A 24,340-nucleotide genomic window follows, 5' to 3' on the forward strand; every position below is an offset into this window, starting at 1 on the left:
CGCCCCGTACATACCGCCAGCCCGATGAGATTCTCAGGAGTTCGCATGGATCAGCCAACCACTCTCCCCGCTTCCCTTGGCGCGACCCTGGCCCCGGGCGAAGTCGCGCTCGTCGGCGCCGGCCCCGGCGACCCGGGCCTGCTCACCCTGCGTGCCTGGAGCCTGCTCCAGCAAGCCGATGCCGTGGTCTACGACCGCCTCGTCAGCGACGATCTGATGAAGCTGATACCTGAGCGCTGCGCACGCCACTACGTCGGCAAGACCAGCGGCTACCACAGTCTGCCGCAGCCGCAGATCAATCAGCTGCTGGTGGATCTGGCGCAGCAGAACCTGCGCGTGGTGCGCCTCAAGGGCGGCGACCCCTTTATCTTCGGCCGCGGCGCCGAAGAACTCGAATACCTGCTCGCCCGTGGCATCAACGGTCAGGTGGTGCCAGGCATTACCGCCGCAGCGGGTTGCAGCGCCTATGCCGGGATTCCGCTGACTCACCGCGACCTGGCGCATTCCTGTCAGTTCATCACCGGTCACCTGCAGGAAGACGGCGCCCTGCAGCTGCCCTGGAGTAGCCTGGTCGAGGGCAAGCAGACCCTGGTGTTCTACATGGGCCTGGCCAGCCTTGGCGAGATCTCGCGCAACCTGATTGCCGCCGGCCTGCCGGTCGACACCCCCGCCGCGTTGATCGGCAACGGTACCCGCGCCGATCAGCGGGTGGTGCGCTGCACACTGAAACAGCTGCCCTCGATGGCCCAGGCACAACAACTGAAACCCCCTACCCTGACCGTGATAGGGCAAGTGGTCGGCCTGTTCGCCAATCAATCATTGGAGTTTCCGGCGCGCCTATGTGCCGAGCACAGCTCACAGGAAGCGGTTCTGGAGGCGTTATGCGACTGATCCCCTTCGCCCTGCTCATGCTCTGCGGGGCCGTTCAGGCCGCCCCGGAGGCCGTGTCGCTGGAGCAGGCCGGCGTGCTCTATGAGCAACACTGCCAGAGCTGCCATGGTGCCAATCGTTTAGGCGGGGCCGGGCCTGCGTTGCTACCCGAGAGCCTCAGCCGAATCAAACCAGATGAAGCGCGCGCGGTGATTCAAAACGGCCGTCCGGCCAGCCAGATGGCCGCATTCGGTGATCGCCTGAACCCTGCGCAAATCGATGCGCTGGTCAGCTACCTCTACCAACCGGCCGCCACCCCACCAACTTGGAGCGATGCCGACATCCGCGCCAGCCATCGCATCCTCACCGACGTCGACACGCTGCCGAGCACACCGCAGCACAGCGCCGATCCGCTCAACCTGTTCGTCGTGGTCGAGGCCGGCAACCATCACGTGCGCGTACTGGACGGCGATCGCTTCGAGGAGCTGGCCAACTTCCAGTCACACTTCGCCCTGCACGGCGGACCGAAGTTCTCGCCGGATGGCCGCTTCGTCTACTTCGCCTCGCGGGACGGCTGGATCAGTGTGTACGACCTGCACAACCTGACCATGATCGCCGAGGTACGGGCCGGGCTGAATACCCGCAACCTGGCCGTAAGCAACGACGGGCGCTGGGTGCTGGTGGGCAACTACTTGCCGGGTAATCTGGTCTTGCTGGATGCACGCGATCTGTCTCTGGTCAAACACATCCCGACCCTTGGCGCAGACGGCACCCAATCGCGGGTCAGTGCCGTTTACACCGCACCGCCGCGTGACAGCTTCGTGGTGGCGCTGAAAGACGTGAAAGAAGCCTGGGAAATTTCCTACGCCGGCAAGCCGGATTTCCAGCCACGGCGCATCGAGGCTGCCGACTTCCTTGACGACTTCTCGTTCACGCCGGATTACCGCTATCTGCTGGCCACCTCGCGCAAGGCACTCGGCGGGCAGGTCATCGATCTCGATACCGGCAAGGCGGTCACTGACATTCCGTTGCCGGGCATGCCGCACCTGGGCTCGGGCATCTACTGGAAACGCGGCGGCAACTGGGTATTCGCCACGCCCAACGTAAGCAAGGGTCTGATTTCGGTGCTCGATCTGCAGAGCTGGAAACTGATCAAGGAAATTCCCACCGAAGGGCCGGGGTTCTTCATGCGCAGCCACCTCAACTCACCCTACGCCTGGACCGACGTATTCTTCGGCCCCAACAACGATGCGGTGCATCTGATCGACAAGCAAACCCTGGAGGTCGCCCATACGCTGCGGCCGATGCCTGGGAAGAATGCTGCACATGTCGAGTTCACCAACGACGGTCGCTACGCGCTGCTTAGCGTCTGGGACACCGATGGCGCGCTGATCGTCTATGACGCCAAGACCTTGAAAGAGATCAAGCGCATTCCGATGAACAAGCCGTCCGGCAAGTACAACGTCGGCAACAAGATCGAGTATGCCGAAGGCACGTCGCACTAAAGGCAAACGACGATAAAAGCGTCTGGAGGATCGGCGTCAACCTGCACGGATTTTCGCCCAATAAGTAGGGTGGGCTTCAGCCCACCATGAGCGAGCAGGAAACGCCCCCGGAGGACCGAAGCGCAAAGCCGCCCAACCCACAAAGCTCGCGATTACCTCCACCAAGTAGGGTGGGCTTCAGCCCACCAAGAGGCGCACAAAAGCGCGCAAGACAGCTGAAGCGCAACACCGCCCGACCCAAACCTCGAGTGCTATTACCCCCAACTGTCCAGCCTGGAACCCCCTTTCGGCTTTTATCTTTCATTCCAACCTGCTTTCATATCAACCCCTTTGATATGAGCAGCCCATGGATATCGATCTCGCCCGCACCTTTCTCGAGATCATTCGCAGTGGCAGCTTCGTCGCCACGGCCGAGCGGCTGCATATCACCCAGACCGCAGTCACTGCACGGGTGCGCAGCCTCGAAACGCAGCTCGGCTGCCGGCTGTTCGTGCGCAACCGCGCCGGTGCGCGGTTGACCAGCGACGGCGAGCGTTTCGTCACCTATGCCACCCAGCTGGTGCAGACCTGGGAAACCGCCCGACGTGAGCTGCCCCTGCCGCGCGGCTATGACAAGCTGCTGTCGCTGGGCGCCGAAATCAGCCTGTGTAACCCATTGATGCTGGCCTGGGTCCAGCGCCTGCGCCAGATGATGCCCGACCATGCCTTTCGTAACGAGGTGGCCAGTGGCGAGGAGCTGCAGAAGCAGCTAGGCCTCGGCGTGCTGGATGCGGCGCTGGTGCATCAGCCCGAGTACTGGCCTGGGCTGCAGGTCGAGCAGCTGCTCGAAGAAAAGCTGATTCAGGTGGTTCACAGCTACATCCCCGAGCCTTATCTGTACGTTGACTGGGGCCCGGCGTTTCGTAGTCAGCATGACCGTGCCCTGCCGGAGCACATCCGCACCGCGCTTTCCTTCAGTCTCGGCCCGTTGGCGCTGCAGTTTCTGCTGCAGCATGGCGGTCGCGGCTACTTCCGCACGCGGGTGGTCCAACGCTACCTTGACGAAGGCGTGCTCAAACGGGTCGAGCAGGCGCCCGAGTTCAGCTACCCGGTATACCTGGTGTACCCGCATGCCGCCGAGTCGCCGGCGTTGCAGCGTGCTGTTGCGCTGCTGCGAGAAGCTGCCGAAGAGGAATACGACTGGTCGCGCTGGAACTATGAAATCTAGCCGGACGAATCCAGACAAAACGCCAGGACAACGACGCCTCAGCTGCTGAGCCGCTTCATCCAGTTCTGGTACAGCCCGGCGACCAGATCGCTCTGTGTGATCATGCCGACCAGGCGCTGCTCGGCGTCGACGACGGGCAAGCAAGACATGCGGCGGTCGGCCAGCAAATGGACCAGATCGGCCAGATGCGCGTCTTCATGCACCGAGACCACCGGCGCGCTCATGATCCCCTCCACTCGCACCTCACGGCCGAACGTCAGCCGCCGCAGGTTGAGCCGTGACGGGCTGGGCTCGAAGTGCTGCAGCAGATCGGTCAGGGTGAGGATGCCCACCAGCTTGCCGCTGCCCGGTTCAAGCACGGCCAGCGAATGCAGACGGTGCCGACGCACGACATCCCAGGCCTGACGCATCCGGGCCGCTGGGTCGACCCAGTGCAACTCGCGGCACATGATGTCGGCAGCGGTGACGGTACCCATGCTGCGGCGAATGGCATGAGTCTCGGTGCGTTTGATCAAGTCCACCAAATCGTCGCGAGTGACGTCGACGTACTCACCGAAATCCTCCAGCGCACGGTCCACGTCATCGCTGGTGAAGCTCATGTGCTCCTCACCCAGCGGGACGCTGCCAGTCTGCTCTGTGCCACTGGCCGTGCGCGGTTTAGGATAGGGATGGCGCGTGAGGTTGTTGTAGACCAGCGCAGCGGCAATCAGCAGCAGCGAGTTGAAGGCCACCGGGATCAGCAGGCCATACCCCAACTCGCTGATCCCCGGCCCGCCGATGGCGGCGACCATCGCCAGCGCACAGCTTGGCGGATGCATGCAGCGCAGCAGGAACAGACAGGCGATGGCCAGGCACACGGCCAGGACCGCCGCTGCCACCGTGGGCAAGGCACTGGCGCCCAGCGCGATGCCAATGGTCACCGCAATGAGGTTGCCACCGAGCACTGACCAGGGTTGGGCGAAGGGACTGGACGATGCACTGAAGAGGATCACCGCCGAGGCGCCGGCTGGCGCGACGATATGCAGCGTGACCGGGCCGCCGAACAACCAAAGACCGATGGAAACCATTGGCAACACCACCAGACCCACGCCGATCACCGCGCGCAGCCATTCCTTCGGCCCCACGCTCAATGGCACCGGAAAGAAGGATCGCAGCCAGTCGTTAAAAGGGTCTTGCATGGGCTCGGCTTGGAAGGGGTATAGCACTCAGGCACTGCGACTATGCCACAGGTTCCGGCAGTGCCTTCCGCGGGCTGCGATGCAGGGCGCGATAGACCACTGCCAATCAGGCGTCATCCCGGCAGGTTGTGGGCGCTTCAGTCGGGCAAGTGTTTCAGCCAGTTCCGATAGAGCGCCGCGATCAGATCGGTCTGGGTAATCATGCCGACCAGGCGCTGCTCGGCGTCCACCACCGGCAGGCAGTGCAGGCCCTTATCGGAAAGTAAAAACACCAGATCGACCATGTGCGTATCCGGGTTAACCGTGACCACCGGCGTACTCATGATCGAGCGCAGCCGAGCGCCGCCTGCGCGTTTCAGTTGGCTGAGATGCAGACGCGCCGGCGTCGAGCGCAGATGTTTGAGCAGGTCGACCAGCGTGACGATGCCGAGCAGCTCACGGCTCTCGCCCTTGACCACCGGCAACGAATGCAGACGATGCTCGCGCAGGCTCTGCCAGGCCCGCTGAATGGAGCAGTCCGGGGTGCCCCAGTAAAGATCGCGGGACATGATATCGGCGGCGGTTATCTCGCCCATGCTGCGTCGCAACGCATGCTTTTCGGTCTGTTTGATCAGCTGTGCCAGATCATCCCGGGTGACGTCGACGTATTCACCGAACTCGGCCAGCGCCCGCTCCACGTCGTCATCCCTGAAGCTCATGCGCTCGCTGGGCAACGGGTCATGGGTGTGATGAGTGTTGCCTTTCTGCGGGCGCGGCTTGGGGTAGGCATGTCCGCTGAGATTGTTGTAGAGCAGCGCCACCACCACCAGCAGCAACGAGTTGAACGCTACCGGGAAGAGCAACTGGAACCCGTAGGCGTGCAGCTCCGGGCTGCCGACCACCGCCACCAGCGCCAGCGCCGCACCCGGCGGATGCAGGCAGCGCAAGCCGAACAGGCAGATGATCGCCAGCGCCCCGGCCAGGCCGGCCGCCATCGCCACAGGCAAGGGGCTGGCACCCAGCGCAATACCGATGGCAGCGGCCAACAGATTGCCGCCGATCACCGACCATGGCTGGGCGAAGGGGCTCGACGAGGCCGCGAACAGTAACACCGCGGACGCAGCCGCTGGCGCAGCCAGCGGCAGGGTTACAGAAATTCCGAACACCCAGGCGCTGAACGGGATGACCAGCAACAACGCCAAGCCGATGCCCGTTGCGGCACGCAGCCATTCAGCGGGTCGCGCCGATAAAGGCACGGGCGCAAAGGATCGACACCAGTCTAAAAGGCGTTCCTGCATGGTTCCTGCTTGCGTTGAGTCTGTTGATCGCCTCCACACCCAACCGCTTGCATGACGGGCCGTGTCAGTCAATCAAAGGAGGTCCGATGCCTCAAATAAGGGCACCGGACGAATCGGGCGCACATTGTCGGTGCGCGCCGGACCCAACACTAATGAATAGTATTGATTCTTTGCTGCAGTATTTTTGTTATCAAAATTTCCGCCAAGCGTGCCTTATCTGCAGCAACAGGCTAGCCCTGACGCGATCGGTCGGTTAGAAACCCGGAAATATGGCTTACCGAGTGTGCTAACACGCTTGGCTGATAGCAGGCCGCGACTGTTTTTCCTGCTCACCGATCAGCGCTGAAACGATGCGCATCACCTCGAGATTGGCGTCCTCCATCTCGCTCATATGGCGGAGCGCGTCTTCCAGTGCCTGCTGACGAAACGCCTCGATAGCCTGCTGCCCCTGATGATGGACAGCCGTGTGCGGACGCTCGATCTGCCGAAAATGCTCCAGCCGGTGCATGCCGCGACTGGTTTCCCCGTAGTACCAGCGACCGAAGCGACACTCACGCTCGCTTGGCAGAACCGGCGCTTGCTGGTTGCCCGAACCGAGGACCTGGTTGTAGACGACGAACTTGAGCGACAGCTCATCGAGGTTGGCCAACTCGATGCCCGCACGGAACGAGGAACGCTCGATCCCGTGGCGCATATTGCCGGCCAACTGATGCAGGTGCTGCATGGCCGCCACGGCCCGTTCGGTGGTACGGCTGAACCCCTGCGCGAGGCCACCCTGCACCTGGATATAAGCGTGAACGCTGGCGATCTCGGCCTGCACCTGGGTGATCTCTTGAACGATATCAGCAGTAGCCAATGCGGTCTTTTCTGCCAGGCTGCGGATTTCCCCTGCAACCACAGCGAAGCCGCGACCGGCGTCACCCGCCCGCGCCGCCTCGATGGCCGCATTGAGGGCGAGCAAGTTTGTCTGGCTGGCGATACCGCTGATGAGATCGACGATGCCGTTGATCTGTTGCGAATGGGCCGCAAGGGCGTCGACCTGCTGCGAAGCCTGGCTGAGCCCGTTCTCCATCTCGACCGCCTTGTTCTGTAGCTCGCCGAAATGCTGCTGATTGCTCAACGCGGCGTCAGCAACCTGCTCGGCCTGCGTGCGGTTTTCGCTGAGCTGGCCAGTGAGGTATTCGAACGAGTCGCCCAGATGCTCGACCGAATGGCTGAAGCGGACCAGATTGCCCGCAACGCCGCGGTAATAGTCCAGCTGGCGTTGCCCGGCGGCACTGGCGGCGCTGGCAGCGGCTGCCTGTGCCTCCAGCACTGCGATACGCGCGGCTTGCTCCGCGCAGGTTTGCTGCAGCCGATCATGCTTCAGCTGCAGATCGCGGGCGGCTCGTTTCCATCTGAAAAACATGGTCTGCCTCGCGGAGTTCAGTGAAGCGTGTAGCCGTTGTCGACCACCCAATCCTGGCCGTAGACGCCACGGGCGCCCTGCGAGAGCTGGAACAGGATGACGTTGGCCACCGCAGAGGACTCGAGGAAATGTCCCGGAAGCAAACGCTGAGTGACGCCTTCGGCCACCTGTTCGAGTTGCTCATCGGGCAGCCCCAGCGTGCCCCAGATCGCGGTGGCAGTCGGACCCGGAGAGACCACATTGATGCGCACATTCAGCGGAGCGAACTCCACCGCCAAGGTGCGAGCATGTGCGACCAGTGCGGCTTTGCTGGCGATATAGGCCGCCAGCCCCGGGAAGGTACTGCGCGTCAGGAAGGTGCCGACGAACACCACCGATGCGGGCTTGGCCAGCTCGGCACGCAACGCCCCCAGCGTATTCAGGGCGCCGGCTCCATTGACGGCCCACTGGCGCTCGAAACAGGCCACATCGAGGCTGTCGCCCAGCTCGGCGATGCCCGCGTTCGGCACCAGATAGTCCACCGGCCCCAGTTCGGCAGCCCGACGCGCCAGCAGCTGCAGGTCGTTCGCTGAGGTCACGTCGCCGGTGACCCAGTGCAGGTGCTCCGGATAGGTTTCCATCAACTGCGCCAAACCGCCCAAGCTGCGCGACATGGCCAATACCCGCGCACCACGCTGCAGCAGTGCGGTGCACAGCGCCAACCCAATACCCGAGCTGGCACCGGTGACGACGGCCAGGCGTTCATTGAATTCATTTTTCATCATCATCTCCGATGCCGGCAATCGCCGGGCCGCAGGCTGCCCGTCCCGGAATGGGCAGGCAGCATTTCTTTAGGGGGTGGCGGGATAAGAGGTTTGTTCAGCGTCTAGCCTGGGTGGCCATCGACCCGCGTGGTGACCAGCATCGGTGCATAGCGCCAGGCATACAGGGCGAACGCCAGCGTCCAGCAGATCGCGGCAAGCCACAGGCCAGTCAGTGGCCATTCGGTAACCAGAAACACCCGCGAGGCCGCACCGACGTTGAACAATACGAAGGCGCTGACGATACCGGACGGCAGCTGCAACGGCCGGCCGGTATGCCCGAGCGTGACGCGAGCAATCATGGCCAGGATCAAGCCGCCCATGGAACCGACCGACAGCGCGTGCAACGACGAGCTGGAGCTGTCCAGCAGACCGAAATTCCACAGCGCCAACCCGGTTGCGGCGATCACCAGCCAGAGCATGGCTAGGTGCAGCGACCACAACAACGGCACGCGCCAGATGCCGCTGTCGTACCAGCGCGCCAGCCGCAGCAGATGCCCGGCGCCAATGGCGAGAAACAGCACGCCGAGCCCGAGGTTCTGTTGCAAGGCAACGCCGGCGGTGTATAGCGCAGCGATCAGACCGGTGCCCACCAGCAATGCCACGTCCAGCCAGAGCCACGGCTTGACCGCTTCGGTGTGACCGAGGCCGCGTTGGGTGAAGAAAGGAATCACGCGTCCGCCGATGATGGCCATCAGCGCCGCCACCAGCCAAAGCCCAGCGAGCACGCCTTGGCGCTGCAGACCATCATCGCCCAGCGCGATGCCACAGAGCACCAGCACATCGACGGCCGTCATCAGGCCGAGCACGGCGATGATCGGGTAGTTGCGCTTCTGCCTGGCCACCCAGAGCATGCGCGCCATCAGCCCGGTTACACCCAGCATGAACAGCAGATCGAGCGGAATCAGCAGCGCCAACGGCAGCCCGAACAACCAGCCGAGACGCGCCAGCAGCCAGACCACCGCCAGCGCCATCAGCCTCTTGCCCGATACGCCAGGCTGACCGGTCCAGGTCTGCCCCGCCGTGAGCAGAAAGCCGGCAACGATAGCCATGGCAAAGCCGAACAGCATTTCGTGGCGGTGCCAGGACAACCAGCCGCCGGTCGGCTGGAAGCCCGGCCAGAGGCCAGTCCACGCAGCGATCCACAAGGGAATAGCGAGCAGCGCGAAGAGGCTGCCGGCGAGAAAAAACGGGCGAAAGGCGAGCCGCCACACGGGCGGGATACTCAAGGCTTTTCGCCGATCGATAACTTGCACAAAGGCCTCCTGAGCTTGCTCGTATCTGCCTGGAGGCGCAAAGCCCTGCCGGTCAGAACAGTGATCGCTCCGGAATCGCGGAGCCAGGCCTACTTTTTACAGGGTTGGGGGCTTTGGCAGACTTGATTGCAATCATCTTTTCAGTTGAGAACGCCGGGCTGCGACAGTCGGCAGGTCTCTACGAGCTCAGACCCAGCGCGTCGAACGCACCGGCTCAGTAGGAGCCAGCTTGCTGGCGATCCACACTCGCCCAGGCAACCGGCACCAGGCGGACGCCGAGCCATGATCGCGAGCAAGCTCGCTCCTACGAAAAGCGTACCGATGTTGAGTCAGCTTCGTGAACAGCGGGCGAACACGCGCCGCTTCCTGTAGGCCCGTAGGATGGATCACGCTTCATTGATCCACGGAACCAAACCGAGTCACGGTGGATGTAAAAAGCGACATCCACCCTACATCCGCCGGTACATCACCATGGCCCAGCCGGACGCACCCGTAGGGTGGGCTTTAGCCCACCAGATGCTTCCACCCCGTCTCGCCCTCTGCGGCCGACCAACCGCCCCGGTGGGCTGAAGCCCACCCTACGTCAGCTGTGGCGCGAGGGAAGCGGATCGCTATTTCGGCTCGTGCTTGACCGTTTCGGTCGACGCCGCGCTTTCGCCGTCGCTCATGGATTTGCGAAAGCCGCTGATCGCGCCACCCAGATCCGTGCCAAGACCGCGCAGGCGCTTGGTGCCGAACAGCATGACCACGATCAGCAGAACGATCAGAAGTTGCCAGATGCTGATACCCATCATTTCAGTTACCTCATCGAGTGGTAGGTTGCGGTCTAGTGACCGGCGTGAGCTTGTTGATGACCGGGCATGTCGTGTGACATGTCGGAGGTTTGCTGAAGCACCGACTGGTCGATGTCCTCGAATCGCAGCACGCGGCCGCCATGCATGGCGGCCAGTCCCTTGGCCGCAGACTCGTCGGCAAAGGTTGCCAGCACCACGCCCATGGCCCCCTTGAGCGATGTACCCGCGACATAGTAGGCGCTGGTGGCATCGATCAGGTATTCGTCATCAGGGTGCTCCCAGGTGGAGCGGCCCATGTCGTGCACGTAGAGCTTGGCGTTGAGCATGCGGTTTTCCGGTTGCAGCCACCAGCCGAGCATCTCCGCGGTGGAACAGAATTTACGTACCCCGCCCTTCTCCACCGCCTGCCCCTTGGGCCCCGGGAAATCGCTGATCACCATGCCGCAGACATGGCATTCATCGCTGTTGTGAAAGGCCACCGGCTCGAGCAGCTGCTCGCTCTGCTCGGCCTCATTACAACCGGCCAAGGCTAGCACCATCGCAGCGGTGATCAGGACGCGTGACACTCTGTATAGCGCATTCATCGTTACAGTTTCCTTCTCATGGTCATGCGGGACGACGGCGGAACACGCCATAGGCCAGCAGCAGTGAAACACCCACCCACAGCAACAGGCACAACCAGAGCGCGGCGGTTGGCATCGGCAGCTCGCTACCCAGCGACAGCACGCCCATGGCATTGCCGCCCTCGAAGCCGGACAGATTGATCAAACGGTAGATGTCGGCCGGGTTCAGCAGCAGCAGCCACGGCAGCGCTTCGGGGCTGAAGCTGCCCTCACTGAGCACCAGCAGCGCCAGCAAGACGAGGTCGAACACCAGCACGAAGAGAAACCACACGCCAAGCGCCAGGCCGGCCGCACTGGATTTCTCGCTGACCTTGCTGCTCAGCACATACGCCAGGGCGAGGAACACCCAACCGAGCAACGTCGAAGAGATCATGAAGCGGCCAAAGGCCCAAAGCAGCAGGCCGATTTCGATGTCTTCGACCAGCACGGCGATGGCCAGCATCGCGCAGCCGAAACCGATCAGCACCGCCAGCGCCAGGATCAGCCCGTGGCCGACGAACTTGCCCAGCAGGATCTGCCCGCGCCCCAGCGGGTAGGTCAGCAGCAGCATCAGGGTGCCGCCCTCGTCTTCGCCGACAATGGCGTCGTAGGCCAGCAGCAGTGCGATCAGCGGCATCAGGAAGGTCGCCAGACTCGCCAGGCTGGCGATGGTCGCCGGAATCGAGGTAAAGCCCAGTTGTCCGGATGCCGCTGCGCCGAGCCAGGCAATGCCCACCGCCAGCACCGCGAACAGCAGGCTGATGGCAAGCAACCAGCGGTTGCGCAAACCGTCGCTGAATTCCTTGCGGGCGATGTTCCAGATCTGGTTCATAACGTGCCCTCCGCCGCGCGGACGTCGCCGGCGCGCTGCATGTAGTAGCGATACAGGTCTTCGAGCGATGGTTGATGGATTTCGATATCGTCCGGCTCGCCCTCGCCCAGCAATTCGCGCAGTAACGGCAGTTTGTGGCCATTGATGGCCGACACCTCGACGCTATGTTCACCCAGCGAACGTGCGCTATGGCCCGCGTCACCCCAACGCTGCAACCAGCCGGCGCTGTCGCCGATGCCACTGGCGCGGATGCGCACCGGCAGCCCCGCCTCGACGCGCAGCTGCGCCAGGCTGCCGACCGCCTGTAGCTGACCTTTGGCCAGAATCGCCGCCCGATTGATATGCGCTTCGACGCCGGGCAGCACATGCGAGCAGAGAATGACGCTGGTGCCGCGTTGGCGCATCCGGTCGATCAGCTCATAGAGATCGCCGGTTGCGATGGGATCGAGCCCCACCGTGGGTTCGTCGAGCAATAGCAGACGCGGCTCGCCGAGCAGCGCCTGAGCCAGGCCGAGACGCTGGCGCATGCCCTTGGAATAGGTCTTCACCCGGCGCTCGGCAGCGTGGGACAGCCCGACCTGCTCCAGCAATTCGTCCACCTGCTTCACTGCTGCGCCTTTCAGCCGAGCGAAGTGCCGCAACGTCTCGCGGCCACTGAGCTGCGGATAGAAGGTCACGTTCTCAGGCAGGTAACCCAGCTGGCGGCGGACTTCGGGATCATGCGGCGCCCGACCGAGCACGCGCACCTGCCCTTCGCTGGGCGTGAGCAGGCCAAGAATCAGTTTCATGCTAGTGGTCTTGCCGGCACCGTTGTGGCCGAACAGGCCCAGCACCTCGCCCTCGCCGAGGGTCAGGTTCAGATCATGCAGCACGGTCATGCTGCCGTAACGCTGGTTCACGCCCTGGATCTCTACAGCGCTCATGGCGTTGGCTCCTGCGTTTTGCGCATCAATGGATCGGTTGGCGGCTTCATCAACGGATGGCTGTCCTGCACGCCGGGCGACTTGATGACCGGGAAGGCCCGCTGAACCCAGCGCAGCACCTCGATGCTCGGGCTGTTCATCAACAGCCGCACCTGCGGGTAAAGCCACAACAGACGATCGACGTTGTCGTTGGGCTCGTAGGCGACGTCGCCCAGCCCATCATCGTTGCGGTCCCAGCCCAGGTAGTCGCTCCAATAGTTGCCGCGGCCGTCGATGGACCATTCCTGAGTGCGGGTGGCCACGTACTTGACCTGCTGCTGATTGTCGATGAAGGCGTTGCCAGAGATGCGGTTGTCTTCCGAGCCCGCAGTCAGGTGGATGCCCAGCGCGCTTTTCTCGAAACGGTTGCCCGCAATGGTGTTGAACAATGAGTTGTAGATGAACAGCGCCTTGCCCTCGGCGCCCGAGATCATGCTGTCGCCGGTCGAGCCGCTGCGCACGTCGCTGACGACGTTGTCGCGGATGGTCGAATAGGTGATGTAGTTCATCAGGATGCCGTAATTCTCGTCCCCCTCGGAGCGATTGCCGATGACCTCCAGCTTGCGGCTCTGCATCAGTGCATAGCCGGTACGGGTGCGACGGGTGACGTTGCCGATCACGCTGTTATCGTTCGCGAACATGTAGTGCACCCCGTAACGCAGATCCTCCAGCACGTTGCCTTCGATGTGATTGCCGTTGGAAGTATCGATGTAGATGCCATCGCGGGTGTTACGCACTTGGTTGTCGATGATGCGCGCGCCACTCACGGCGTAGAGGTGAATGCCGTTGCCGCGGTCCTGGGAACGAATGCTCGTGTCGCCTTCGATCTGGTTGCCGATCAGGCTCACGTCTTTCGAGCCGTCGACCCAGATGCCAAAGCCGGGGCCACGCAGCTGGTTGTCGCGGATCACCACGCGCTGCGCCTTTGGCTGGATGAAGATGGCGGCGTTCATCGCGGTGAGATCGCGGCCCCAATCAAGCAATGTGCAGCCTTCGACGGTGACATCGGACGCCTCGATCAGCAGGCCGTTGCCCTCGCCCTGCGCCTGCAACACGGCGCCGGGCTCGCAGCGCAGCTGCATGGGCTGGTCGATGCTGAACTGACCGGTGTATTCGCCGGCCGGTAAGCGCCAGCGGCTGCCCCCTTCCGCTTGGAGCGGCAGGGCTGAAATAGGTTGCGGGGCCGCCACGGCCACCCCGCAGAACAGGGCCAGCAGCAGCGCTGCCAGCGGTTGGAACCTTGATATCGCCTGAGATCTGAGCACTGCGTTGTTCCTCTTCAGCTTCCAGGCAGGTGAAAGGCGGGAGCGATTGCCCCCGCCCGGTCGTGTTACGCCGGCTCGACCAGCATGCGGCCGACCATTTCCATGTGCAGCGCGTGGCAGAACCAGCTGCAGTAGTACCAATGCAGGCCGGGCTTGTCGGCCGTAAAGGTGATGGACGCGGTCTGCTGCGGGCTGATCTCCATGCTCGCGCCGTGGTTGGTCATGACGAAACCGTGGGACACGTCTTCGATCTGGTCGATGTTGGTGATGGTTACGGTGACTTCGTCGCCCTGCTTGACCGTGAACTCGGTCATGCCATAGGTCGGCGCCATCGAGGTCATGTACACCCGCACCTTGTTGCCGTCGCGGATCACCTTGTTGTCGGTTTCCAGGTTGATGCCGTCCTTCTTCGCCCGCTCGACCGTCGGTGCGAAGAATGGGTCGTCACGCTTCCAGATCTTCTGCGGCTTGATCTGGTCACGACGCGCCAGGATGCAATCGTGCGGCTCGGCGTAGGTCGGGCCGTCGTGCACCAGCTTCATTTCGTCACCGGAGATGTCGATCAACTGGTCGTTTTCCGGGTGCAGCGGGCCGGTCGGCAGGAAGCGATCCTTGGAGAACTTGCACAGTGCCACCAGCCACTTGCCATCGGCCTCACTGGTTTCGGTCAGCGAGGCATGCAGGTGGCCCGGCTGGTATTGCACGTCGAGTTTTTGCTTGATGTAGTTGACCTTCTCACCGTTGTAGGCGCGCACAGCCTCGGCCATGTTCCACTTCACCACCTGGCTGTCGATGAACAGCGTGGTGTAGGCATTGCCGCGACCGTCGAAGGTGGTGTGCAGCGGGCCGAGACCCAGTTCCGGCTCGGCGGCGACCACGTCGCGCGGGTCCTTCAGCTTGTCGTCGAACAGGTCATCGAGCTTGGCGATTTCGATCATGGTGACCGTTGGCGACAGCTTGCCGGCGGCGATGAAGTACTTGCCGTCGGACGAGGTGTTGCAGCCGTGCGGGTTCTTCGGCACGGGGATGTAACGGGTGAATTCCGAACCGGCGCGGCCATCGACCACCGGCACTTTCGAGTCGCCGACGGTGCTGAACTTGCCAGCTTTGATCGCCGCCTCGATGCGCGGAATGTTGTACACCACCACCCAGTCGCGCTCGTTGCGCATCATGCCGCCCAGGTCGGTGGCTTTCTCCGAGTTATAGCAGGTGGAGGCGGCGTACTTGCCGGTGTAGTCGGCGTCGGTGTTGTCCAGGTTGCCGTCGACGATGACCTGAAAGGCCATTTCCATCTTCTCGGCATCGATGACGTTGAACATGGTGTAAGCGCTTTCGGCCTGCAGGTCGAAGTTGCTGCCGTCATTGGGGTGCGGAATGACGAACTCGGCATTGGCGAATACGTATTTGGTGTGCGGCACCTTCTGCAGGCGCAGGCCGTGGATGGCCTGTACGTTCGGCACGGTGAGCATCTTGTCGCACTTCATGATGTCCAGACGGATACGCGCGACGCGGCTGTTGGCCTTGTCGTTGATGAACAGGTACTTGCCGTCGTACTTGCCGTCAGTCATGGAGATATGCGGATGGTGGCAGTCGCCGTTCAGGAACTTGGCGCTTTCGCCCATTATGTGGCGGCTTTCGTTGGTCAGGCCCCAACCGGTGGCGGAATCGACGTTGAATACCGGGATGCGCATCAGCTCGCGCATCGAGGGCACGCCCACCACGCGCACTTCGCCCTGGTGACCGCCGCTCCAGAAACCGTAGTAGTCGTCCAGTTCGCCCGGTGCGACGTGGATCTTCTGTTGCGCGTCCTTGACCGCTGCGGCCCAGGTCTCACGGCTCATGACTGCGCCACCGAATGCGGTCGCTGCCACGGCGGCGCCGGTCAGGGCACTGGCGCCCAGGAAGCCACGGCGGCTAAAGCCACTCTTTTCCAGCGTTTCGGGGGTGTTCTTGCTCTTGTCGCTCATGGGGTGTTGCTCCTTATCGTGTACGGACAGGTCAAACGATCGGTTGCGAGCGTTCGCGATCAGGCGTGCCGCTCTGCGGGTCTACCACTTGCACTACGGGAATCAGCGTTGGGCCGGCTGGGGCTTTCTTGCCGCGCTTGGCGCGCTTGTTCTTCACGATCAGCGGCGGGCACTTGTTTTCGTTGTGATAGGTCATCTGGCAATCGAGGCAGTAGTGGCACTCGTTGTGATTGATGTGCCCGTCCGGATGAATCGCCTGGACTTCGCATTCGTTGGCACAGACCTGACAGGGGTTGCCGCACTCCTTGCGCCGCTTGAGCCAGTCGAACAAGCGGAAGCGGCCCGTGATCGCCAGCCCCGCGCCCAGCGGGCAGACGTAGCGGCAGTACACCTTGCGGGTGAAAATGTTGATTGCCAGCAGGGCCACGGCGTAGGCGACGAACCACCATTGGCGGTCGAACTTGAGGGTGATGGCGGTCTTGAACGGCTCCACCTCGGCGGCCTTCTCGGCCATCGTCATCGACTCCAACGAGATGCCGAACAGCACCAGCAGCACGATGTACTTAATTGCCCAAAGCCGCTCATGCACCGCAAAGGGCACATCGTACTGACGGATCTTGAGCTTGCGAGCAGCCTCATTGATCAGCTCCTGCAACGCACCGAAGGGGCACAGCCAGCCGCAGAAGACCCCACGGCCCCAGAGCAGAATGCTGGCGGCGGTGAAGACCCAGAGGATGAAGATCACCGGATCGGTAAGGAACAGCTCCCAGCGGAAGTCCTGCACCAGGGCGTGCACGAAGGTCAGCACGTTGACCACGGACAGCTGCCCCAAGGCATACCAGCCGATGAACACCACGGTGAAGATCAGGTAGCCGTGGCGCAGCTTCTTCAGGAAGTTGGGGTGCTGGGTGAGTTTGTCCTGCATGAAGAGGATGACGGTCAGCAGAAGCAGCGCGGCCAGGATCACGCCAATCTGGAAGCTCTGCTGGTACCAGATGGTGACCCACATCGGCCGGTTGGCCTCCTCGGCCGCAGCCAGCTCCTGGGCGGTTGGTTGCGGGCGCTCGATGTACTGCTCGGGCATCTGGTACGGCAGCTCGAAGCTGGTGAACATGCCGCTGATCGGGCCGGTCTGGCGGCGCACCAGCAACTCCAGCGTCCACGGCGAACCGGGATCGAAGGCCGTATGCTCACGGACGATGAACACCGCCATTTCGCTGAAATCCGGCATGCCTTCGGCGTACACGTCGTCGAGGCGCTGGAAGTCCATGTCGCGAAAGCTGATGACGTTGCCGAACTGGCGCAGCTGCACTCGATCGAAGATGCCGCCGCGCACATAGCCCGACCCCTTGAAGGAGTATTCGCCGCTGGCCATGACCGCGACCGCGTGCTCGCCTGGCTTGAGCTCCTCCTTCAGGTCGGCGTAGTGAGCGTCGCCAAGCAGGGCCCGGCCGATGGTGGGCGGGTTCAGGTGGGTGGCGTAAAGGTCGATGAAAGTCTCGTCGACCTCTTCCGGTGACGCCTCGTCGATGCCCTCGGCTTCGGTGCCTTTGAACGCCTGATCGATGTCGCCCTTGGTCAGGTGCAGACGGCGAATCGCGCCATTACCCGTCAGTTCGCTCCAGTTGGCGGGCTCGTAATAATCCTCGCGGACGGTAGCCGGCTTTTGCGCCGCACCGACTTTGTCCTCCACCAGCCCAAGCGACACGGCAACATCGCGAGCGGCGCGCATGACGGTTTCATTGACCACCATGACAGTGACAGTGGCGCCGGTGACCGCGTCGATGGTGACCGCCTTCTCGTCACTGGAGTGGCCGACCACGACCCGCTGGTCGACCTTGATACCTTCGTACTTGGCCGTGAATGCATGAAGTTTTTCAATCGGAATGCCGACCAGCAGGATCGGCTCATGATGCTCGAGCACATAGGCATCGACGATCACACCCTGCGGATCGAGCAGCACCTGCATATTGATCGGCTTGCCTGAGTAGGCCGGAATATCGACTACGTTGATGGTCTGGAAGGCATAACCCAGCACCTCGTCATCCTTCGAGAGGGTGCGGACCTGGTAATCGCCCTCGGCGGCCGAGACGCTGGCGCCTGGGAAGAACTGCTCTATGCGCTGCTGCTCGACCTCGTAGCCCTTGGCCTGCACGGTGGAGACACTGAGCATCAGCGCCAGCAGCAGGACAAAGCCGAGCTCCCATGCGCCTCTGGTGCCAGCTGCGAAAGAGAAACGGGAAGTCATGGCCTACCTACTTAGGTTTGCGAATATGGATTGATGGTAGGGAGCAGGCCCGGCGCTCTCCTTGATTGATATCAAGCTTGGCCGGTACCTGTGATTGCATTGAGCCATGTCAATGCGGGAGGGAGGTGGGTGCCGCTGGTTCGCGAAGGTGCCTATACACCTTACGAACGCTGCCGCAGGCAATGGCTATATTCGGCAGCTGGCGAGCCCGTCCGTCTATAAGCAACCATGGGCGAATGTGCGGCGAAAACGGCTTTGCAGACGCTCACCATCGCGAACTTGCTCTACAGGAGCCGTAGGGCGGTCTTCAGCCCACCAATTGACCGTACATCGCGCTGCGGGAATGCGCCTGCTGCACTAAAGCGTGAGGCGCAGGCGGTCGAAGTCGGGACCCTTCGGGATCGGGCGGAACGCTGCTCCACCCACAACCGTCACGCGCCATGACGCCCAGGCGGCGTCAGGTAGGCTGCCGTCGCGCCACGATTGGCTTCGCTGGCCTTGATCTCCATCCGCGCAATGCTTCGCAGATGCACCTGATCGGGGCCGTCGGCAAAGCGCAAGGCACGGCCGCCGGTCCACATATCCGCCAGCGGCGTGTCCGGCGTCAGGCCCATCGCGCCGTAGACCTGCATGGCTCGATCAGCAACGTTGGTGAGCATTTTGGGCACCAATGCCTTGATCATCGAGATCTCCTTGCGCGCCGCCTTGGCGCCGACCTCGTCAATCATCCAGGCGGTTTTCAGCACCAGCAGACGCGCCTGTTCGATCTCGATGCGCGACTCGGCAATCCAGTCGCCGATGTTCGAGTATTGCTGCAGATACTTGCCGAACGCCTTGCGCTCCTGGCAGCGCTCGACCATCAGTTCCAGCGCCAGCTCGGCCATGCCTATCGAGCGCATGCAGTGGTGAATACGCCCCGGCCCGAGGCGCGCCTGGGCCATCATGAAACCGTCGCCCTCCTTGCCCAGCAGATTGGCTACCGGCACCCGCACGTTACGCAGGACCAATTCGCTGTGGCCTTCCGGCGCCAGGTGATTCATCACCGGGATATTACGGACCAGCTCGACACCGGGCGTGTCGAACGGCACCAGAATCATGCTCTGCTGCTGATGGGTTTCCGCATCCGGGTCGGTCTTGCCCATGACGATCAGCAGCTTGCAGTTGGGGTGCGAGGCGTTGGTGATGAACCACTTGCGTCCATTAATCACGTAGTCGTCGCCATCACGGCGGATCAGCGTCTGGATATTGGTGGCATCGGAGGACGGCACGTCCGGTTCGGTCATGGCGAAGGCCGAGCGGATCTCTCCGTCAAGCAAGGGATTCAACCAGCGCTGGCGCTGCTCCGGCGTGGCGAACATGTGCAGCAGCTCCATGTTCCCGGTATCCGGCGCGTTGCAGTTGAACACCTCCGACGCCCAGTGCACGCGGCCCATGATCTCCGCCAACGGCGCGTACTCGAGGTTGCTCAGGCCCATGCCCGGCTCATCTTCGCCTAGTGACGGCAGGAACAGATTCCATAAGCCTTCGGAACGCGCCAAGGCTTTCAGGTCTTCCATGAACGAAACCGGATAGGCCCCGGCCGCGACCTCCTCATGCCAGGCGCCAATACGTGGCACGATGTACTGGTCCATGAACGCGAGTAGCTGCTGACGCAGCGCGTCGACACGTGGGCTATAGGCGAAATGCATCGGATACCTCGGCGATCTGACGGGTCTGGATGCGTTCACCATAGGCCTGGTGCGGCAGAAAAAGAACGAGCCTAAAGCCGCTGAATCGGCCGCCAATCACGGTGACTGATAGCGCGTCAGCATTGACCGAGGTCATCGTTCGCCAGGCGCCAATGCACTAGACCCTCCCTTACCAGTGCAGGTAGAACATCCCCTTGGCCAGCAGCACGATCCCCACCATCTGCGCAAAGATCGCCCAGTGGATGCGCCGATAGCGCGCCGGCGTCATCCGCCCGCTGCGCAGCAGCATGGCGACCATGCCGAAAGTAAAGAACACGCCAACCGCCAGCAGGATCTTCAGCGACAGCAAAGTCGCGAAGCTGCTGGCGAATGGGTCGGCCAACGCCTGGCGGTGAAACCAGGCCAGACCGATACCGGCCCCATAGACAAACAGCACGACCCAATGCAGCACCACGCGTAGCCGCGCACCGACTGCCTTGTCGACCTTCTGCATCAGCTCCGGTTCGATCTGCTGGCGCACGCGGCTGAGCACCGCGACCTCGACGAACAAGGTGCCAATGAAGAAGATTGCCGCCAGCAGATGGATGACATGCAACAGGGAATAACTCATCACGGCTCCTTCGGTTGTGATGCAGGCCAGCCTAGCAAAGCCACCGGCATCGGCATCGGCAGAACAAGGCCCTAGCGATTCAGCGCTGTCAGCTCGCCACCCTCGCGCTGCACCTGTTGTCCGGCGACCAGGTCGTTGTTCGACGTCCGCAGCCGCGCCCGACCGCCATCGTCCTTCTCGATCACATACAGGGTTTGCTCCAGCCCGGCGGCCTCCTGCACTCCCTGCCCGGCCAGGTAGCCCAGGCCACCGCCGATCAGCGCCCCGATGGGTCCCCCGGCTGCTGCGCCCAGCATGAACCCGCTGAGCCCACCGAAACCGCCACCGACGACGCGATCCTCACGCGCCGATACCACCTCGTCGGCGCCAGCCAACGAGGTGGTCAGCAGGGTTGCGCAGGTAACCAAAGCGACTAGATTTTTCATGCGATGCTCCGTTGTATGTTGTGTCGTTCCTCTGTAGATAGTCACGAAGCGTGCCGCTTTTTAATATCTTTACGATCAATAACTTAAAGAAATCTGTGTATTTTTGACCCTGGCCATATAGGTTATTTTTACCCAATGAAGATTATTTTTAACCCTGAAATGAATACGATTTGTCGGCGTTATCGGAGACGGACCGATGATCCGCTGCAAACGCGCCTATGAGCCGCCGGCACCCGATGACGGCCACAGGGTGCTGGTCGATCGCCTATGGCCGCGCAACCGGACCAGGGAATCGCTGGCGCTGCATGACTGGTGCAAGGCGCTGGCGCCGTCGAGCGAACTGCGGCGCGCCTTCAAAGCCGGCAAGCTGTCGTTCGAGATCTTTCGAGACGATTATCGGCGGGAACTGGCGGGCCGACCGGAGCATTGGTGGCCGCTGCTGGATATTGCGGCCAGAGGCCAGTTGACACTCGTCTACGCGGCGCGCGACGAGCAGCAGAACAATGCGCGGGTGCTGGTCGAATGGTTGGAAGAGGAGTTGGAGCGACGCCGCGCACCCACATCGCCCACCTGTTATGCCGGCGAGCCGATGGCCTGATCGCTGGGGAGCCAGTCGCGCCGTCATCGTGACGCCCCCGCGAGGCCTCGTCAGCGCAGGGATACACGCAACGAACGACACGCGGCTGCCTGCCTGCGACGTGCGCCCGTGCACGCTGACGCTGGACGCTACGGCTATGTGGTTCAATGCATCAACAGCGTGCCGCCAGGAGCCCCCGCATGCAGGTCGAGCTGCTCGAAATACGCGACCATCTGAGTCGCTTCGCCCCCTTCGACGGTCTGCCGGACGACACGCTCGACGAAATCGCACGACAGGTCGAGGTCGGCTATTTCAAGGCCGGCAGCGACATTCTTCGCTACGGCGAGACGATCTCGGAGTTGCATTACATCCGCAGTGGTGCCGTGGAGATCTACCGGCGCAACGGCGAACTGTACAACCGCCTTTCCGAAGGCGAAGTGTTCGGTCAGTTCGGCCTGTTGCGCGGTCACAAGGTGCGCTTGCCGGCACGGGCGATCGAAGACAGCCTGATCTACTTCATTCCCGGCCTTTTGTTCGAGCAGCTGTGCGAGGCCAATGACGCTTTCGCCGACTTTGTCGAGGCCGAAGGCCAGTCGCGCCTGAAGGTGGAAGAGCCGCAGGGCAAGGCCAGCGAGCTGATGAAGATCAAGGTCCGCAAGCTGGTCACTCGGCGCACCGTCAGCGTGCCGCTTGGCACCAGCGTGCAAGAGGCCGCACAGGTAATGACCGAGCATGGCGTGTCCTCGCTGGTGATTCTCGGTCCGTCGCCGAACACAGCCGACGCATCCAGTCTCCAGGTCATGACCGGCATTACCACCGACCGCGACCTGCGCACGCGGGTGCTGGCCGAAGGGCTGCCGCTGGACACACCGGTCGATCAGGTGATGTCACCCAACCCGATCACCATCCAGGCCGACGACTCGGTGTTCGAGGCCATGCTCAGCATGCTGCGCAACAACATCCATCACCTGCCGGTGATGTATCGCCAGCGCCCGGTCGGCGTGATCAACCTGTCGGACATCATCAAATACGAATCGCAGAGCAGCCTCTATCTGGTCAACAGCATCTTCAACAAGCAATCGGTCGCCGAGCTGCAGGGGTTGGTGCCAGACCTGCGCGCGACCTTCCTGCGCATGGTCAACGAAGAAGCTACGGCACACATGATCGGCAGCGCCATGTCGGGCATCGGCCGCAGCCTTACCCATCGCCTGCTGGAGTTGGCCGAACAGCGGCTGGGACCGCCACCAGTGCCCTACTGCTACATGGTGTTGGGGTCGATGGCGCGCGACGAGCAACTGATCGTCACCGATCAGGACAACGCCCTGGTCCTCGACAACCGTTTCGATCCGCGCATCCATGACGAGTATTTCCTGCAGCTGGCGAGCTTCGTCAGTGACGGCCTGGCTGCCTGCGGCTACAGCTACTGCAAGGGCGGCATCATGGCGAGCAACGCCAAGTGGCGGCAACCGCTGCGGGTCTGGAGGAGCTACTTCACCCAGTGGATCGAGCAGCCCAACCCCGAAACGCTGCTCAACAGCTCGATCTTCTTCGACCTCAGCAGCGCCTACGGAGAGGCCGGACTCGTGGAAAGCCTCAAGGATCTGATCGCGCAAAAGGCCAGTAGCAACCCGCTGTTTCTCGCCGCCCTTGCACGCAACGCGCTCAACCGCACTCCACCGCTGGGGTTCTTCCGCACCTTCGTGATGGAAAAGGACGGCCAGCAGAACAACATCATCAACCTCAAGGGACGCGGCACCGCGCCACTGACCGACCTGATCCGGGTGCACGCCCTGGCGGTCGGCTCCAAGGCCCAGAACTCCCAGGAGCGCCTGGAGGCCATCGCCGCCACCAAGCTGTTGACCGAAGACGCCATCACCCAGCTGCGTAATGCCCTGGAATTCCTCTCCATCGTGCGCATCCGCCATCAGGCCACGGATTTGCTGGAGGGGCGCGAACCGGATAACTACATAGAGCCGGAGCAGATTGACGCCAACGAACGACACAACCTCAAGTCAGCCTTTCAGGTGCTCAGCAATGCGCAGCAGTTCTTGCGCTTCCGCTACCCGGGCCAGCTTCCGAGTCGGCCGCTATGAAACGTAGCGGATCTCGTACGGCGCCCGACTGGCCAGCCGTGTTTGCCCAGCTCGCGCGAACGGCCCGCGACCCGCGCCTTGTACGTTTCTACGAGGCCGGTACGGTCAGTGCCGACACGCCACTGGAGCAGGTGCCCTTGCTCGCCCTGGACGTCGAGACCACCGGCCTGGACAGCCAACGCGACTCGATCGTCAGCCTTGGCCTGATGCCCTTCGATCTGCAGCGGATCCGCTGCCGCGAGGCCAGCTACTGGGTCGTCAAGCCGGTGTGCGATCTGAGCAGTCAGTCGATCACCTTTCATCACATCACGCACTCGGATGTCAGCAACGCGCCGAGGCTGGCCCACGTGCTCGACGAGCTGCTGGAGAAAATGGCTGGCAGGATCATGGTGGTGCATTACCGCAGCATCGAGCGGCGCTTTCTCGACCAGGCCGTGCATCACCTGCTGGGCGAAGGTCTGCAATTTCCAGTGATCGATACCATGCAGCTGGAAGCACGGCTGCATCCGCGCCGACGAGGCTGGCTGCGCCGAGTGTTCAGCACGCAGCGGCCCGTATCCATCCGCCTGGCCGACAGCCGCCTGCGCTATGGTTTGCCGCTGTACCAGGCCCACCATGCCCTGACCGATGCCCTGGCAACCGCCGAGCTGTTGCAGGCGCAATCGGCCTTCCACTACCCGTCGACAACCGCCGTGGGCGATCTTTGGAACTGAAAAGGCGGGAACGCATACCGTCGCGCCGGTTAGGATCAACAGCCAGGCGGCCGGGGCGCCCGA

General features: G+C 62.6%; 21 protein-coding genes and 1 pseudogene. 6 read left to right on the top strand and 16 right to left on the bottom strand.

Features of this window, described 5'->3' with window-relative positions:
- The first annotated feature begins 45 nt into the window (after window positions 1-45).
- The 3 genes from cobA (at window position 46) to ACQKEK_RS20880 (ending at window position 3,582) form a co-directional block, all read left to right on the top strand.
- Window positions 46-891 carry a uroporphyrinogen-III C-methyltransferase gene (gene cobA / locus ACQKEK_RS20870; RefSeq protein WP_499143464.1) on the top strand — a complete coding sequence of 282 codons (846 nt, stop codon included), beginning with the start codon at window positions 46-48 and terminating at the stop codon, window positions 889-891.
- A complete protein-coding gene (locus tag ACQKEK_RS20875) occupies window positions 882-2,375 on the top strand; it encodes a cytochrome D1 domain-containing protein (RefSeq protein WP_499143462.1) in 1,494 nt (497 codons plus the stop codon). Before cobA ends, ACQKEK_RS20875 begins: the two co-directional genes overlap by 10 nt.
- A gap of 346 nt (window positions 2,376-2,721) precedes the next feature.
- Window positions 2,722-3,582: a LysR family transcriptional regulator gene (locus ACQKEK_RS20880; RefSeq protein WP_499143461.1), complete on the top strand. Its 861-nt coding sequence runs from the start codon at window positions 2,722-2,724 to the stop codon at window positions 3,580-3,582.
- Window positions 3,583-3,620: 38 nt separating this feature from the next.
- On the opposite strand, the gene ACQKEK_RS20885 is transcribed toward ACQKEK_RS20880, so the two are convergent.
- From ACQKEK_RS20885 to ACQKEK_RS20960, 16 genes and pseudogenes are all read right to left on the bottom strand, one after another.
- A complete protein-coding gene (locus tag ACQKEK_RS20885; protein ID WP_499143459.1) occupies window positions 3,621-4,760 on the bottom strand; it encodes an HPP family protein in 1,140 nt (379 codons plus the stop codon).
- Between the two features lie 137 nt (window positions 4,761-4,897).
- Window positions 4,898-6,037: an HPP family protein gene (locus ACQKEK_RS20890; RefSeq protein WP_499143457.1), complete on the bottom strand. Its 1,140-nt coding sequence runs from the start codon at window positions 6,035-6,037 to the stop codon at window positions 4,898-4,900.
- 286 nt (window positions 6,038-6,323) lie between these two features.
- The gene (locus ACQKEK_RS20895) at window positions 6,324-6,761 is read right to left on the bottom strand and encodes a CZB domain-containing protein (protein ID WP_499167687.1); all 438 of its coding nucleotides are present in this window, start codon (window positions 6,759-6,761) and stop codon (window positions 6,324-6,326) included.
- A 27-nt stretch (window positions 6,762-6,788) separates the two neighbouring features.
- Window positions 6,789-7,067, bottom strand: a pseudogene (locus ACQKEK_RS20900) (methyl-accepting chemotaxis protein); the annotation flags it as partial.
- Between the two features lie 395 nt (window positions 7,068-7,462).
- Window positions 7,463-8,206: an SDR family NAD(P)-dependent oxidoreductase gene (locus tag ACQKEK_RS20905; RefSeq protein ID WP_499143455.1), complete on the bottom strand. Its 744-nt coding sequence runs from the start codon at window positions 8,204-8,206 to the stop codon at window positions 7,463-7,465.
- Window positions 8,207-8,310: 104 nt separating this feature from the next.
- Window positions 8,311-9,501, bottom strand: coding sequence for an NnrS family protein (locus tag ACQKEK_RS20910; RefSeq protein WP_499143453.1), 1,191 nt, complete (start codon window positions 9,499-9,501; stop codon window positions 8,311-8,313).
- A 611-nt stretch (window positions 9,502-10,112) separates the two neighbouring features.
- Window positions 10,113-10,295, bottom strand: a complete 183-nt coding sequence (gene tatA, locus ACQKEK_RS20915; protein WP_177327110.1) for a twin-arginine translocase TatA/TatE family subunit — start codon at window positions 10,293-10,295, stop codon at window positions 10,113-10,115.
- A 32-nt stretch (window positions 10,296-10,327) separates the two neighbouring features.
- Window positions 10,328-10,879 carry a nitrous oxide reductase accessory protein NosL gene (locus ACQKEK_RS20920; protein WP_499143451.1) on the bottom strand — a complete coding sequence of 184 codons (552 nt, stop codon included), beginning with the start codon at window positions 10,877-10,879 and terminating at the stop codon, window positions 10,328-10,330.
- A 22-nt stretch (window positions 10,880-10,901) separates the two neighbouring features.
- A complete protein-coding gene (locus ACQKEK_RS20925; protein WP_046164054.1) occupies window positions 10,902-11,729 on the bottom strand; it encodes an ABC transporter permease in 828 nt (275 codons plus the stop codon).
- A complete protein-coding gene (locus tag ACQKEK_RS20930; RefSeq protein WP_046164053.1) occupies window positions 11,726-12,652 on the bottom strand; it encodes an ABC transporter ATP-binding protein in 927 nt (308 codons plus the stop codon). The genes ACQKEK_RS20925 and ACQKEK_RS20930 overlap by 4 nt, the downstream gene beginning before the upstream one ends.
- Complete coding sequence (locus ACQKEK_RS20935) at window positions 12,649-13,956, bottom strand: nitrous oxide reductase family maturation protein NosD (RefSeq protein WP_499143449.1); 1,308 nt, start codon at window positions 13,954-13,956, stop codon at window positions 12,649-12,651. The genes ACQKEK_RS20930 and ACQKEK_RS20935 overlap by 4 nt, the downstream gene beginning before the upstream one ends.
- A gap of 65 nt (window positions 13,957-14,021) precedes the next feature.
- Window positions 14,022-15,923: a TAT-dependent nitrous-oxide reductase gene (nosZ, locus tag ACQKEK_RS20940; RefSeq protein ID WP_127838485.1), complete on the bottom strand. Its 1,902-nt coding sequence runs from the start codon at window positions 15,921-15,923 to the stop codon at window positions 14,022-14,024.
- 31 nt (window positions 15,924-15,954) lie between these two features.
- The gene (gene nosR, locus ACQKEK_RS20945) at window positions 15,955-18,171 is read right to left on the bottom strand and encodes a transcriptional regulator NosR (RefSeq protein WP_499143447.1); all 2,217 of its coding nucleotides are present in this window, start codon (window positions 18,169-18,171) and stop codon (window positions 15,955-15,957) included.
- A gap of 431 nt (window positions 18,172-18,602) precedes the next feature.
- Entirely contained in the window at window positions 18,603-19,859 is a 1,257-nt protein-coding gene (locus tag ACQKEK_RS20950; RefSeq protein ID WP_499143445.1) for an acyl-CoA dehydrogenase family protein, read from the bottom strand.
- A 169-nt stretch (window positions 19,860-20,028) separates the two neighbouring features.
- Window positions 20,029-20,469 (bottom strand): CopD family copper resistance protein, encoded by a 441-nt coding sequence (locus ACQKEK_RS20955; protein ID WP_499143443.1) that lies wholly within the window; start codon window positions 20,467-20,469, stop codon window positions 20,029-20,031.
- Window positions 20,470-20,540: 71 nt separating this feature from the next.
- Window positions 20,541-20,894, bottom strand: a complete 354-nt coding sequence (locus ACQKEK_RS20960; protein ID WP_499143442.1) for a hypothetical protein — start codon at window positions 20,892-20,894, stop codon at window positions 20,541-20,543.
- A 196-nt stretch (window positions 20,895-21,090) separates the two neighbouring features.
- Here ACQKEK_RS20960 and ACQKEK_RS20965 point away from each other — a divergent pair, with 196 nt between their 5' ends.
- The 3 genes from ACQKEK_RS20965 (at window position 21,091) to ACQKEK_RS20975 (ending at window position 24,277) form a co-directional block, all read left to right on the top strand.
- Window positions 21,091-21,492 (top strand): DUF488 domain-containing protein, encoded by a 402-nt coding sequence (locus ACQKEK_RS20965; RefSeq protein WP_499143440.1) that lies wholly within the window; start codon window positions 21,091-21,093, stop codon window positions 21,490-21,492.
- Window positions 21,493-21,671: 179 nt separating this feature from the next.
- The gene (locus ACQKEK_RS20970; protein ID WP_499143438.1) at window positions 21,672-23,564 is read left to right on the top strand and encodes a DUF294 nucleotidyltransferase-like domain-containing protein; all 1,893 of its coding nucleotides are present in this window, start codon (window positions 21,672-21,674) and stop codon (window positions 23,562-23,564) included.
- Window positions 23,561-24,277 carry a 3'-5' exonuclease gene (locus tag ACQKEK_RS20975; protein WP_128121967.1) on the top strand — a complete coding sequence of 239 codons (717 nt, stop codon included), beginning with the start codon at window positions 23,561-23,563 and terminating at the stop codon, window positions 24,275-24,277. Before ACQKEK_RS20970 ends, ACQKEK_RS20975 begins: the two co-directional genes overlap by 4 nt.
- Window positions 24,278-24,340: the final 63 nt, after the last annotated feature.

The sequence above is a fragment of the Pseudomonas sp. NPDC077408 genome (assembly GCF_050269105.1).
GTDB lineage: Bacteria > Pseudomonadota > Gammaproteobacteria > Pseudomonadales > Pseudomonadaceae > Stutzerimonas.

Bases quoted from the DNA above. Each gene is read 5' to 3' on its own strand.
- cobA (WP_499143464.1), top strand. From the start codon at position 46: ATGGATCAGCCAACCACTCTCCCCGCTTCCCTTGGCGCGACCCTGGCC.
- ACQKEK_RS20875 (WP_499143462.1), top strand. From the start codon at position 882: ATGCGACTGATCCCCTTCGCCCTGCTCATGCTCTGCGGGGCCGTTCAG.
- ACQKEK_RS20880 (WP_499143461.1), top strand. From the start codon at position 2,722: ATGGATATCGATCTCGCCCGCACCTTTCTCGAGATCATTCGCAGTGGC.
- ACQKEK_RS20885 (WP_499143459.1), bottom strand. From the start codon at position 4,760: ATGCAAGACCCTTTTAACGACTGGCTGCGATCCTTCTTTCCGGTGCCA.
- ACQKEK_RS20890 (WP_499143457.1), bottom strand. From the start codon at position 6,037: ATGCAGGAACGCCTTTTAGACTGGTGTCGATCCTTTGCGCCCGTGCCT.
- ACQKEK_RS20895 (WP_499167687.1), bottom strand. From the start codon at position 6,761: ATGCAGCACCTGCATCAGTTGGCCGGCAATATGCGCCACGGGATCGAG.
- ACQKEK_RS20905 (WP_499143455.1), bottom strand. From the start codon at position 8,206: ATGAAAAATGAATTCAATGAACGCCTGGCCGTCGTCACCGGTGCCAGC.
- tatA (WP_177327110.1), bottom strand. From the start codon at position 10,295: ATGATGGGTATCAGCATCTGGCAACTTCTGATCGTTCTGCTGATCGTG.
- ACQKEK_RS20920 (WP_499143451.1), bottom strand. From the start codon at position 10,879: ATGAATGCGCTATACAGAGTGTCACGCGTCCTGATCACCGCTGCGATG.
- ACQKEK_RS20925 (WP_046164054.1), bottom strand. From the start codon at position 11,729: ATGAACCAGATCTGGAACATCGCCCGCAAGGAATTCAGCGACGGTTTG.
- ACQKEK_RS20930 (WP_046164053.1), bottom strand. From the start codon at position 12,652: ATGAGCGCTGTAGAGATCCAGGGCGTGAACCAGCGTTACGGCAGCATG.
- nosZ (WP_127838485.1), bottom strand. From the start codon at position 15,923: ATGAGCGACAAGAGCAAGAACACCCCCGAAACGCTGGAAAAGAGTGGC.
- nosR (WP_499143447.1), bottom strand. From the start codon at position 18,171: ATGACTTCCCGTTTCTCTTTCGCAGCTGGCACCAGAGGCGCATGGGAG.
- ACQKEK_RS20950 (WP_499143445.1), bottom strand. From the start codon at position 19,859: ATGCATTTCGCCTATAGCCCACGTGTCGACGCGCTGCGTCAGCAGCTA.
- ACQKEK_RS20955 (WP_499143443.1), bottom strand. From the start codon at position 20,469: ATGAGTTATTCCCTGTTGCATGTCATCCATCTGCTGGCGGCAATCTTC.
- ACQKEK_RS20960 (WP_499143442.1), bottom strand. From the start codon at position 20,894: ATGAAAAATCTAGTCGCTTTGGTTACCTGCGCAACCCTGCTGACCACC.
- ACQKEK_RS20965 (WP_499143440.1), top strand. From the start codon at position 21,091: ATGATCCGCTGCAAACGCGCCTATGAGCCGCCGGCACCCGATGACGGC.
- ACQKEK_RS20970 (WP_499143438.1), top strand. From the start codon at position 21,672: ATGCAGGTCGAGCTGCTCGAAATACGCGACCATCTGAGTCGCTTCGCC.
- ACQKEK_RS20975 (WP_128121967.1), top strand. From the start codon at position 23,561: ATGAAACGTAGCGGATCTCGTACGGCGCCCGACTGGCCAGCCGTGTTT.